This window comes from Brevundimonas sp. (genome assembly GCF_036400995.1).
Taxonomy (GTDB): Bacteria; Pseudomonadota; Alphaproteobacteria; order Caulobacterales; family Caulobacteraceae; genus Brevundimonas.
This window is the reverse complement of sequence record NZ_DASWWG010000109.1, coordinates 1-12,587: the sequence shown is the minus strand read 5'-3', so window position 1 is coordinate 12,587 and position 12,587 is coordinate 1. Positions and strand designations below refer to the sequence as shown.

8 protein-coding genes are annotated in these 12,587 nt (G+C 69.2%); 7 read left to right on the top strand and 1 reads right to left on the bottom strand.

The features are described from left to right. Window positions 1–343: 343 nt before the first annotated feature. Complete coding sequence (locus VGE03_RS14930; RefSeq protein WP_331047268.1) at window positions 344–1,330, top strand: TerC family protein; 987 nt, start codon at window positions 344–346, stop codon at window positions 1,328–1,330. 1,817 nt (window positions 1,331–3,147) lie between these two features. On the opposite strand, the gene VGE03_RS14925 is transcribed toward VGE03_RS14930, so the two are convergent. Beyond that, window positions 3,148–3,519, bottom strand: a complete 372-nt coding sequence (locus VGE03_RS14925) for a hypothetical protein (protein WP_331047267.1) — start codon at window positions 3,517–3,519, stop codon at window positions 3,148–3,150. A 559-nt stretch (window positions 3,520–4,078) separates the two neighbouring features. On the opposite strand from VGE03_RS14925, the gene VGE03_RS14920 reads away from it, so the two are divergent. From VGE03_RS14920 to VGE03_RS14895, 6 genes are all read left to right on the top strand, one after another. Further along, window positions 4,079–6,739 carry a protein kinase domain-containing protein gene (locus tag VGE03_RS14920; protein WP_331047266.1) on the top strand — a complete coding sequence of 887 codons (2,661 nt, stop codon included), beginning with the start codon at window positions 4,079–4,081 and terminating at the stop codon, window positions 6,737–6,739. Window positions 6,740–6,853: 114 nt separating this feature from the next. Further along, window positions 6,854–7,612: a hypothetical protein gene (locus VGE03_RS14915; protein WP_331047265.1), complete on the top strand. Its 759-nt coding sequence runs from the start codon at window positions 6,854–6,856 to the stop codon at window positions 7,610–7,612. Between the two features lie 109 nt (window positions 7,613–7,721). Beyond that, a complete protein-coding gene (locus tag VGE03_RS14910) occupies window positions 7,722–8,687 on the top strand; it encodes a hypothetical protein (protein WP_331047264.1) in 966 nt (321 codons plus the stop codon). Between the two features lie 14 nt (window positions 8,688–8,701). Continuing rightward, the gene (locus tag VGE03_RS14905) at window positions 8,702–9,436 is read left to right on the top strand and encodes a hypothetical protein (RefSeq protein ID WP_331047263.1); all 735 of its coding nucleotides are present in this window, start codon (window positions 8,702–8,704) and stop codon (window positions 9,434–9,436) included. A 129-nt stretch (window positions 9,437–9,565) separates the two neighbouring features. Beyond that, window positions 9,566–10,996, top strand: coding sequence for a hypothetical protein (locus VGE03_RS14900; protein ID WP_331047262.1), 1,431 nt, complete (start codon window positions 9,566–9,568; stop codon window positions 10,994–10,996). Further along, window positions 10,987–12,495 carry a type IV secretory system conjugative DNA transfer family protein gene (locus tag VGE03_RS14895; protein WP_331047261.1) on the top strand — a complete coding sequence of 503 codons (1,509 nt, stop codon included), beginning with the start codon at window positions 10,987–10,989 and terminating at the stop codon, window positions 12,493–12,495. The genes VGE03_RS14900 and VGE03_RS14895 overlap by 10 nt, the downstream gene beginning before the upstream one ends. Window positions 12,496–12,587 lie beyond the last annotated feature (92 nt).

Genomic DNA, 12,587 nt, shown 5'->3' with positions numbered 1-12,587 from the left:
GCCCAAGGCAGAGGCCTGTTGCACCGATGGAGGACATCAGCCCCTTGGCGGTTTTGAAGCCGGAAGAGCGACACGGGGCCGCCCCTCAGGCGCCGGACCCTTCGCCACCGGGCGCATTGGTTCCTGAAAGGGTCACGGCCGCCCCCCTGCTGGCCGGATTGCCGGACGCGATCAGTTCGGCTAAAGTTCGAGGCGGCGGACCGGGCCCCTCTGACGTCTGATGGCAGACGTGATGTCGGACCGCATCGAGTGATCTCGGTGCGCGACGACCCCTCTCCGGTCGATCCTCAGAGGCACGCACCGCGGGTCGCTCCTTGAACAAAGGGGTGTCCTGATGGACCTTATGACTTTTTTCCTGACCGACTGGTTGGGCAAGCCGGCCTGGATGTGGCTGGCCTTCATGGGCGTGGTCCTGGCCTTGCTGGTGCTGGACCTTGGCGTGCTGCATCGCGATCAGCACGAGATCGGCGTGCGCGAAAGCCTCCTGCTGTCCAGCATGTACATCGCCATCGCGCTCGCGTTCGGCGGCTGGGTCTGGTGGGAGCTGGGCAGCCGGCCCGGCATGGAATACCTGACCGGCTTCGCGATCGAGAAGTCGCTGGCGATGGACAACGTCTTCGTCATCGCGATGATCTTCGGCTATTTCGCCATTCCAAGGGCCCTTCAGCATCGGGTGCTGTTCTGGGGCATCCTGGGCGTCATCGTGCTCCGCGCCCTGATGATTGGTGCCGGCGCGGCGCTGGTCAGCCAGTACGGCTGGGTGCTGTACATCTTCGCCGCCTTCCTGATCTTCACCGGGATCAAGATGTTCTTCGCCGGTGACGGCCACGCCGACGTCGGCGCCAACCCGCTGGTGAAGTGGATGCGCGGGCATATGCGCATCACCGCTCAGCTGCACGGCCAGAAATTCTTCGTCCGGGAGCGCCATCCGAAGAGTGGCAAAATGGCGCTCTGGGCCACCCCGATGTTCCTGGCGCTCGTGATGATCGAGATCGCGGACGTGATCTTCGCGGTGGACTCGGTGCCGGCGATCTTCGCCATCACGACCGACCCATACATCGTCTACACCTCGAACATCTTCGCCATCCTGGGGCTGAGGGCGCTGTATTTCGCGCTGGCCGCCATCATCCATCGCTTCGCCTATCTCAAGCAGGCGCTGGCGGTGCTGCTGGTGTTCATCGGCGGCAAGATCTTCGTCGCGGATCTGCTGGGCTGGGAGAAGTTCCCGGCCGAATGGTCGCTGGCCATCACCGGACTGATCCTGGCTGCCGGGGTGTTCTGGTCGCTCTGGAAGACGCGGGGTCGGCCTTCCGGAATCTCTCCGTCCTGATCGGCAGGGGCCCGCCTACAACGGCGGGCCCGCATCCTTAGCCCGAGGCGTCCAGCAAACTTGCCCCGCCGCCCGGGCTGCGCGAGGCGTCCTGCCCGGACCAGCCCCGGTGGGCCATGTCTCGACATTTGCATTCGCGTCGCGGACTGTCTGCTCGCCTTCGCGGGAGCACGGACATGCCAGGGTTCACGGATGAAGAGCGGCGCGCTGAGAGAGCGCGAAGGGACGCTGACGAAGAGCAGCGGACCACGCGGCGCCGACTCGCCGAGGCCTACCGGCCCACAGCGACTGATCCGGTTTGTGTCATATGCAATTTGCAGTTCCCGGCACACCAGAACAGCAGTCCTGACACGCCCGTCTGCGGCTCATGTTTCTAGGCCTGCGTGGATCGCCAGCCGTCGCTGGCGTCCGCTCCGGAATCGTTGGTTCGGCGCGTGCGATGATTGAAAGTCCGCTTCCGACTCATTGCGGGCATGACTTGACCGCAGCATCATCGCTCCATGGAAACGGCCAAGCAGACCTCAGCCCCGCAGCTCCTGAACGAGCGCGCCTTGGGGCTCTCGGTGCTTGGCGTCGTCCTAGCCGTTTGCAGCACTTTGCCGGAACTTCCCACTGACCCGGAGGACCGTTGCTCAGCGCTGGGCGGCGTGCCGATGCATTCGCCGCCGATGAATGCGCTAGACGGCACGGTGGCGCCGCCAGAATACGTGTCCTGTTGGCGGGATCCGCATCAAAGCGAGGCGGACGTACGTCGTGCGCGGCGAGCGTGGCATGAGAAGAACGGGGCTTGAACCGCCCCGTCGCCGGGATCGACGACCCTACCGCCTTCAAATGAGTTGATGAGCCTCACGCCGAAGGTCCGCTTACCATCCGTAGCGGACCTTCAGGTCGGATACCTAGCCGATGTCAGCACAGCGCCAAGAGCGGTCATTTCTTCGCGAGCCGAAATCGGACATTCGGAAGGTGCCCAGCTTACCTTCCGCCTCCGGCTCGCTCTAGCGCATGCCTGGCGCAGTTCGTCCGTCAACGGAGTCAGTTCGAATCCGCCGCACCGTCAAATATTTGAAGTTTTCGCGCGTCAGTTGGGGATAGCCCCAACCGCGCTCTTCCAAGAGTTGCCGCCCCGACGATATGGGGTGCATGGACTGGTCGCGCGCACGTTTACGCAAGCGATTGTGGGGAGATCGATGACGCGCTCACTACAAAGCATGTCAGACAGGGGCGATAGCAGAGGCAACAACCGCCGCTTTGTCGCGCGATGACGCATGACCAAGACACCGGGTAAGAAGCGAAAAAACGACCCTACTGAACAGCTCGGCGTAAAGGCGGTTGAGCTGGCGATCACGCGCTTTGGATGGGTGGCTCACCGTCGCCGTGCTCGAAACGGCGGACACGCCTCGGGACAGGTCAGGACGGCGCGCCAGCGGGCCAAGACAGGCTTTGCGTGGAGTAGAGAGCGGGTCGCCGCCACTCGGTCCATGGTCCGCGCCCCACCCGTTGCGGACGACCAGGCGCCGGCCAATCTATCGGCCATCACCCAGAACTGGATCGCTCCAACCCCAGCCGCGGCCGTTGGTAACGCCGCGCCCCGACGACGAGATCGCCGGCCGGGTCGAACGCTAGGGTCCCGACGCAGCGCTTGTCGAACAGGCCGGAGTGGGCGTGGCCGCTCGCGCCGGACGGATCCATTCAGCATCCAACCTGTCCGACGTCTACAGAGCGTCGTGGGTCGTGGCCGCAGGGTCTCCTGCGAACGCGCGGCCAAGGGCAGCGGCCAAGCCCGCCAGCGCCAGGGCGAGGAGGGCGCTGATCACGGATCAACGCCCGCGTCCGCAGTCGTTGCGCAGGTCCGTTGCGCCCTCAACCAGGCGATGGCGGTCGAGTACGGCCTCGGCATTCCCTTGGATCATCTCGTCCGGAACGACGCCGTCCGGCCAGGTTCGTCCCTGGGTGTCCTGCATCCATGCGGCGGTCACCACCAGGTTCACGTCGTCGGCCACCATGACGCCGCGGTTTGAACTGGCGACACCGTAGGTCTTCTGGCCGAATACATCGGTCAGCGCACGCCGACGACCATCAGTGTCGCAACCACGCGGATCGGACGCGGCACGCCCTGCAGCCAGCGCAAGCGAGACGACCTCGGCCTCGGCCCGGACGATCCCTGCGGGGTCGAGTACAGCGATATCCACGCCCCGGTCACCGGCGCGGACACCTCGATCGAGGGCGTCGAGGACTTCATCTATCGCAACATGGTCTACGCCCAGCCGGGCACCCGGGTCGCCTGACGCCGCGGGACAGTCCCGTCATTGGGCCTGTCCAGGCGTCCATCTTGGGGACTTGACCCGCGACGCGCCCATGAACGGCGCGTTGGACGGCGGTCCGACCTCCGGATCGCGCGACCGTCAGGTGTCGAAGGACCTCTGATACTCATAGATCGGTCGTTTGGCCCGACGCGACGGCAAGGGAGCCTTGCGCGGGGATCATCGGACCGCCTTCGGCCTCCGGGAATGCACGGCAGCCCCGCGCGCGCCGTGGCTCCCTTGAGCGTAGGAACGGCGCAAGCGTAGCGCTCCGTGCCTGTCGGTGTTGCGCAGTCCGGGGCCAGAGGACCCGCTCTTGGCGCCGGCCCGGGGTTTGCGGCTACAGTCACCTCAGGGACCGGGAGATCGCGGCAGGGCAGGGATGGCGGTGCAGACCAACGCGCAGAACAGAAGCGGCCGGCGTCGGCGTTGGCTTTTCGCCGACGCGGTGTTCGACGAACCGGGCTGGAAGCTGATCGTCGGCGGACAGGAGGTCGAGCTGGAGGGCAAGCCGCTCCTCGTCCTGCTGGAACTTCTGCTGCATCCGGGCGAGACCCTGACGCGGGAGGAGCTCCTCGACACGGTCTGGCCCGAGGTCCATGTGGTCGAGGCCTCGCTGACCACCGCCGTCTCCAAGCTGCGCAAGGCGCTGAACGACACCGGCGGCCGGCTGATCCAGACCGTCCCCAAGATCGGCTACAGGCTGACCTCGGCGGTCCAGATCGTTGACGCCCCGGTCCAGCCGGCCGTCCGGTTCGACTTCGCCCCCGGAGACCCCGCGCCCGGCCGACCTCAATGGCGTCTGGAACAATCGCTCGGCGACGGCGAGGCCGGCGACGTCTGGCGCGCGGTCCATGAAAAATCCGGCGAAACCCGGGTCTTCAAATTCGCTGACAGCGGCGACCGGCTCGCCGCGCTGCGCCGGGAAGCGACCCTGTACCGCGTGCTGCGCAGGGCTCTGGGCGACGCCCAACCCGCCGTGGAGCTACTGGAATGGAATTTCGATCACCGACCCTACTGGATCGAGAGCCGGGACGCGGGCGAGGATCTTCAGTCCTTCCTGTCAGGACTTGACGCCGACGCCGACACCCGGGCGCTCCGCCTCGATCTGGCCGAGAAGCTCTGTCGCGCTGTCGCCGCCGCCCACGGCGCCGGCGTCCTGCACGAGGATCTGAAACCGTCGAACATCCTGGTGTCACCCGCTCCCGACGGGCGGCCGGTCGTGCGCCTGGCCGACTTCGGCAACGGGCGGCTGCTCGACGCGGCGATCCTGGCGCGCCTCAACATCACCGGAGATCTCGACGATGACGCGGACGGTTCCAGCCGCGGTGGTACGCGCGCCTACATGGCGCCCGAACTGCTCCGGGGCGAGGCGCCGAGCGTCGGCTCGGACGTCTATGCCCTGGGCCTGATCATTCTCCAGCTGACAACCCGGGACTTCGACCAGACCTTCGCGCCCGGTTGGGAGAACCGGATCGACGATGACCTTTTGCGCGCCGATATCGCCGAGGCCAGCGCCAGCGATCCGGCCCAGCGCCTGCGCGACGCCGGGTCGCTGGCGGACAGGCTGGCGACGCTACCGGACCGACGCTCGGCCGAGGCCGAGCGTGTCGAGGCGGCCGCCAGGCTGCAGACGCTGGAGGCTCGCGAAAGCGCGCGGCGGGCGCGGCGTCCGGCGGTGATCGCCGCCGTCTGCGCCGTCGCGGGCGGGCTGGTTCTGGCCGTGGGCGGCGGCGCCTTGGCCTTGCAGCAACGCGACGAAGCGCGTCGAGCCCTGGCGCTCAGCGAGGCCAGCTACGCCTTCCTGGCGGACGACGTTCTGGGCAGTCCCGATCCGACTCGCGCCGCCCAGGCCGAAGAGCCCCTGGTCGAGGCCATCGTCCGGGCCAGCGGCGTCATCGACCAACGCTTCGCCGGCCAGCCGCTGATCGCGGCGCGCCTGCACGCCTCGCTGGCCCGCGCCTTCGACCAGCGATCAGACTACCCCCGCGCCTTCAACTTCTACAGTTCGGCCGACGGCCAGTACCGCCGGGCCGGGCAGGCGCACAGCGACGACGCCATCATCAACCGCCTGCAATGGGCGACGGCGGAAGCACTGTCCACGCGCGAAGGCAGCCTGGACAGCGCCGAGCGCCGGGTCGGGGCCGAGGACGCCCGGATCGAGGCGACCGGTCCGGACAACGAGCTGAGATTCTGGCGCGACGCCGCCCTCGGCCACATCGCCCTGGCGAAGAGCGACGGTCCCGAGGCCCTGGCGCGCTTCGCCGCCGCCCATCACTGGGCGGAGGCCCACCCGACCCGTTTCACCCCCGTCCAGAGGATAAACATCGCCCAGCGGCACGCCTTCATGCTGTTGCGAATGGGCGAAGCCGCCGAGGCCGAGCCGATCTTCCGGCGGCTCGTGGGCGAGATGGCCGAGATCCAGGGTCCGGACCACCCCGACACGCTTCTGCTGCGCCTGAACCTGGCCCAAACCCAAATGCTGATGCACCGCTACGAGGCCGCGGTGGACGCCTTCAATGCGCTTCTGCCCGCCATGGAGCGGCGACTGGGGCGCGATCACCGGCACACGCTTCTGCTGCTGGCCGCGCGGCAGCAATCGCTGGGATCCCTCGGCCTGTACGCCGAGGCCGCGGCGGACGGGGACCGGCTATGGCGGGCCGCCGAGGCCAAGGACGGGGCGGGGTCCTTCACCGCCGTGGCCGGCCGCACCGACACGGGCGTCAACTATTGCCGGGCCGGTGCCACCACCAAAGGACTCGCGCTGATCCGCGCCGCCCATGCCGCCGTGAGGGTGTCAGGGACCGGCGCGCCCGCGCTGGAGAACGGCGTGCGCGCCGCCCTGGCGGACTGTCTGATCATCGCCGGCCGATACCGGGAAGCCGCGCCGCTCCTGACGGATATCGATCGCACCGCGGTCGCCCAGCTGGTCGGCGATCCGAACTGGGGGGCGGGACTGGACCTGCTGCTGGCCGAGATCGCTTGGGCGCAGGGACGCCGCGACGACGCCCGGGCCTTGCTAGCGCGCGCGGAGCCCGGCCTGACGGACAATCGGGATCGCTTCACCCTGCAGCGGCAGGAACGGCTGAAGGCCGCCCTGCGGGGCTGAGCCACGCTTCAGCTTTTCTTTAGATCGGCTTTGGGACCCCGCGCGCGCCGGCGGCCCATCCTCCAGCGCATCCGGACCGCCATCGGGGCGGCCGGGCTCATGGAGGGCTAGCGCATGCGGGGTCGAGTTCTGGGCGTGGACGCCGACGGATCGGGCGTCATTGTGAATGAGGCGGGCAGCCGCTTCCGGTTCGGTCCGGCGGACTGGCGCGGCGAGCGCCGACCGTCCGCCGGCGCGGCGGTGGATTTCGACGCGGCTGAAGACGGCGCGCGGGACATCTATCCCGCCATCTCCGCCATGGGCGGTCTGGGCGCCGCGGTCGATCTGGACGCCCTGAAGACGAGCGGCGCCGCCAACCGCCTTCAATCCCTTGCGCGCCAGCATGCGGCCGTCCCGGCGGCGGCGGCCGCCGTGGTGCTCGTCGCCTTCCTGCTGCCGGCGCTCACGGCGCCCGAGCTCACCACCACGCTGGTGAACATCGACAAGGTGCCCAAGCTCATGGCCTCCGCCGGCGCCCTGATGGGCCAGGAAGGCGGGCTGGGTCTGGCCGGGTCCCTGCTGTGGCTTCGTTTCGCGGCGCCGCTAACGGCCATCGGCGTGATCTTCCTGATCCTGACCGGGCGCCCGGCGGGCCCGTCGCCGATCATCGCCGGAGCGGCCGCCCTGTTCGCGGGGGCCCTGCCCTTCCTCCTTAAGGGCGCGATCATCGACAAGGTCAAATCCTCCGGCTTCGGCTCGGCCATGAGCGGCTCGCTCGACGCCCTTCTGGAGGTCGGCCCCGGGGCCTGGCTTTGCCTGATCGCCGGCGCCGCCCTCATCGCCGCAGGGATGGGCGTGCTGAAGAATCCGCTCGCCGCCCGAAGTGCGGGCTGACCCGATCCAATGGAGCGCGGCCTCAAGGCCCGCTCCGGACGTCCCCCACACCGCCGGGGCCCGGCGCGCGACACCCTGCGCCCCCGCTGTTCCACGAAGGATGAAAGCCATGCGTTTGAACGCCTCAATCTCGATCGCGGCCCTGCTGGCCGCAAGTCTCGCCGGCTGCGGCTCGGGCGACGGCTCCGCTCCGGAAGGCGGCGGTCTCGCCGCCGCCGAGCCCGGCTCCGCCGCGGCCGTGGCCCAGACCGCACGCGGCCGGGTGCGATGCCCGGCCCGCATCGCCACCCCTGCGGCGCCCGCCGGATCTCCGACCGTCGACGTCATCGGTCTGCGGCCGGGCCTCACCTATGACGAGGCCGCCAACATCGTCCTTTGCGACAATCCGTTGATGGTCGTGACCGAGGAAAAATATCGCGGCTTCGATGTCGACAGCGGCGGGGAAAGCTGGCGCAAGGGGTTCACCGGCGCCTTCGCCCAGGCCGAGTCCACCCTCACGCCCGAGGAGCAGATGCAGGACAGCCTGCGCCGGGCCAGCGCTCGCAGCGCCGGCGCGCGTGAGCCCGACGCGGTCAATCCCGGCCAGTCGCGCGTCTATGTCTCTACCGTCGGCCTGCCGGGGCAGGAGCGGGTGATTTCCGCGTCCAGACGCGAGCGATACGACGAGGCCGCCAGGCCGACGATGGCCAATGTCGTCGCCGCCCTGACCGGCAAGTACGGCGCGCCGACCGCGGACGACGACCAAGGCGGCCGCAGGGTCCTAAAATGGGCCTATGACCCCGCCGGGCGACGGATCCTGGAGACCTCGCCCTATTTCTTCAGCTGTTCGGCGCCGGCCAATCCGGATTCCGGAAGCAACCTGTCCCCGAACTGCGGCGTGGTCGTGCAGGCGGAACTGGTCGCCTCGGGTGAAAACCCGGCGCTGGCCGACAGCCTCTCGGTCGGGGTCATCGATCAGGCCGGCGGCTATCGGCTGCTGACCGAGGTCGAACAGGCCTGGGCCAACCGGGACCAGGCGCGCCGGGACGCCGAAGTCGCGCGCGCCGCCTCCCAGGGCGCCGAGCCCAAACTCTAGGGGAGAACTGAACCATGAACACTCGCATCACCCTGATCGCCGGCCTGGCCCTCATCCTGTCCGCTTGTGACCGGCCCGCCGGAAACGGCGACGGGCCGGACCCGGCCTCGCCCAAAGACGCGGTTCCCGCCGCCGGCGCGCCCTCGGCCCTGCCCCAGGCCGCCGCGCAGCCCCCTTCACCCGCCCTGGCGGGCCGCACCGGAGAGCTGGTCAATCCGGACGAACAGACGATGGTCTTTCTCTACTATGACCTCGCCGGGCTGACGCCGCCGATCGAGACCTGGATCGGCCAGGACAGCCAGGTCCGGTATGGCTCTGCCGACGAGAAGCCCGCGCGCCGCGAGGAACTCCGCGCGGCCTACGCCGCGGCCCAGGCGAACGTGCGCGGCATCGGACGCCTGCGGCTGACCGTGAATTCCAATCTGAGCGACTATGACCCGGCCTACGGGGAGTTCATCGTCCAGGCTTTGGCTCCGGGATCCACCTACACCTTCCGGGGCTTTTCCCGGACCGTGACCCTGCGGCTGGCCAACGGCCAGCAGGCCCAGCGCTGGGCCGTGCCGGCCGCCGAGGCGCAACGGATCAAGGATCGCGTTCCCTATCTCCAGGGCGCCCAGATCGATGTGGTCCTGCAGATCACCGGCGTCCAGCCCGCCACGGACGGGGGGTCCTTGACGGCCAATGTCCTGTCCTATGAGGTTCGCGACCGGTCCGCGGGCGTCATCGGCCGCGTGCAGGTCGCGCCCTGACGAGGGCGGTCGGCGACGGGGGCGGGCGCGAGGCCCGGCCCCGTGGCGATCGCCGCGTCTTCGCGCCGGCGCGCCGCCTGGGGCGGTCAGGGCTGACGACAGCGCGAGCGACGACAATCGGAGTTTCGGATGCAGGCAGACCCCGTTTCCCCTCTCGATCCCCGCCGCCGCGCGGGCGACACCGTCGGCGCGCTCGCCCGCGACGCGCTGGAACTCGCCGCGGACTTTCTGGTGTCGGTCCGCACCGATGATGCGGACCGCCGCCGGCGGACGCGCGACGAAGCCCGGGTTTGCCGCGCGGTCGCCGGGGCCGTTGCGCGCGCCCCCCTGGGCGACGCCTACCGCGTGCTGAAGCCGGACGACCTGGACGGCCGCTTCTTCACGCGCACCGAGCGCGTGGTGACCAACGCCGAGGTGGCGCTCTACCTGCTGGATCACGCCGCCGGCCTGATGCAGGCGCTTCCCGCCGCCGACGGTACGCTCGCCAATCAGCTTCGGGCGCAGGCCCGCGCGCTTCAGCAGGTAGAGCGGCTTCTTCGCGTCGCGCCGAACGCGACGCTGGGCGCGCGCCTGGACGAACTGCTTCCCCTGTTGCGCCGCCTTGAGCGGCCGACGGACGGCGAACGCCCCTTCCCGCCTCTGCTGATCGACGGCGTCACGGCCGATCCGGTCTTCCACGCCGCCGCCCAGGACGCCTACCGCATCGTCGTCGGCCGCGAACTCGAAGACCTTCCCGCGATGGCCGCGGCGGTCTGGTCCGGAAAACTGGCCCTGGCCTGGCTGAAGATGCGCGACACGGGCCAGCCTTTGACGGGCGACGAGGCGGCCCGCATCCGCCAGGCCCTGGACCAGCCCCGGGGACCATGGAGCCGCGCGCCCTTGCTTGCCGGGGACTGGCGCGATCTGGACCCGGACACCGGGGCGAGCGTGCTGCGGCTCATCGGCGTGCACCACCGCGTCGGCGCCAACCGCACGCCCCTGCCGCTCGCCGCCTTCTGCGACCGCGTCCGCTCCCGGCCCCTGGTCTGTTTCGACGGCGCGATGCTCATCGAGACCCAAGGGCGTCTGACCGGCGGCGTGACCGGGATCGCCGCCTTCGTCGTGACCGGAGACCAGGTCGTGGCCGTCGACGGCGGCTCCACCTGGATTCACGACCTGAACGATCTCGCCGGCTCTCATCTACGGACCCCCGAAGCCCGGATGGACTACGTCCGGCTTTTCATGAACTCTGTTCGCCATGAGGGGGAGCTGTTCCAGCCGCTGGAAGCCGTCGAGGCGCTGGCGCACCGCAGTGTGCGGCCGCAGACCCTGGGTGATCTCCTGGGGTCCTACGCCAGACCGATCACGCCGGCCGGCTTTGACGAGGAGGGGCGCTGGTTGTTCGCGCTGACCGTCTGCTATCGTCAGGCCCTTTTCGAGGCCAAGCTGGCCCTGACGCCGAACGGGCTCCTGGAAATGGTCGGCGACGACCTTCTGCTCGAAGACCTCCCCGTGCGATCCGAACGCATGGAAGGCCTGTTTGTCACCGCGGATCTGGAGACGCCCGCGCCATGCCCCTAATTCCTGTCGAGAATGAACTGAGGCTCCCGGACCAGGTCGAGGACGAGGGCCTGATCGTCGGCTGGTCGCTGGAGCGCGAACACCGCCGCCGGCCGATCGGCTTCACCTTCGGCCAGGCGGCGACCGACCTGGGCGTCGACACCCTCGCCCCGATCCTGATGGAACGGGAAGGGCACCTGATGACCATCGCGCCGACCGGAGCCGGCAAGGGCACCGGATGCATCGTGCCCGCGCTGCTGCGGTTCGACGGCCCGGTCATCGTCATCGACCCCAAGGGCGAGAACGCCCTGATGACCGCGCGCCGGCGCCGCGAGCTCGGGCAGGCGGTCGCGATCATCGACCCCATGGGCGTCACCGGCCTGGACGCGGCGTCCCTCAACCCGCTCGACGTCCTCGATCCGGACAGCCCGACCTTCGTCGACGACGCCATGGCCATCGTGTCGGCCCTGTCCGCTCCAAATGTCGCCGCGGACGTCAGCGACGGCGGGTACTGGCGTGAACGCGGCTCGACCTTCGTTCTGGGCGTCCTGCTGCATGTGATGAGCGATCTGCCGCCGGCCCAACGACACCTCGAGACCGTCCGCATGCTGGTCAACCAGGCCGTCGGCGAGGTCGGCGCCTACAGCGCCGCGGTCGAACGCCCGCAAGGCGAGAGCGCCCTGGCCGGCACGGTCCTCCACGCGCTGGAAGCGTCCCGCAACGCCGAGGCCCGCGACATCGGCCGCATGCTGCGCATCGGCGCCGTCTCGACCTTGGGCGGCATCCTGTCCTTCTCGCAGAACATCGTCGATGTCGTCCGGTCCGGCATGATCGCCCCGGCGATCCGCACGACCAGTTTCGACCTTGGCGCGGTGCAGCGCGGTGAACCGCTGTCCATCTATCTGGTTCTGCCGCCCCATATGCTGGAAAGCCATGGCCGGCTGTTGCGCCTCTGGGTCCATGTGCTGATGACCCAGATCTCCGGCCGCAGCGGCCGTCCGCAGAAATCCACCCTGTTCATCCTGGACGAGGCCGCCCAGCTGGGGGCCTTCGACGACCTGCGTCGAGCGATCACCCTGCTGCGCGGCTATGGGCTTCAGACGTGGAGCTTCTGGCAGGACCCGAGCCAGTTGATGACCCTCTATCCGCGCGACTGGCAGACGATGGTCAACAACTGCCGCGCCATCCAGTGCTTCGGCGCCAATACCATGCTCGCCGCCGAAGCCATGGCGCGCCTCGTCGGCTTCGGTTCACCCGAGCACCTGCTCGACCTGGAAGATGATGAAATCCTGTTGCAGCTGTCCGGCGACCTGCCCGTCATCGCCCGCCTGCCCAATTACCGCGCCGACCCGGTGTTCTCCCGCCTGTTCGACGCCAATCCCTTCCACGATCCGGCGCGGCCGGTTCAGAAGCGGGTGCGCCGGGTGTTCGAAAGGGCGCCGGCGGCCCGGCCAGCGGCGCATCCGGTCGAGACGCCGGCCGAGGTGCTGGCGACCCTCAAGGCGAAGGCGAACCCGTGAAGGCAGGCGTCTGGCGTACCCTGGCCGGCGGCCTGACCTGCGTCAGTCTCACGGTGATCGGCCAAGCCCTGTCGCAGGACGGCGCGGCCGGT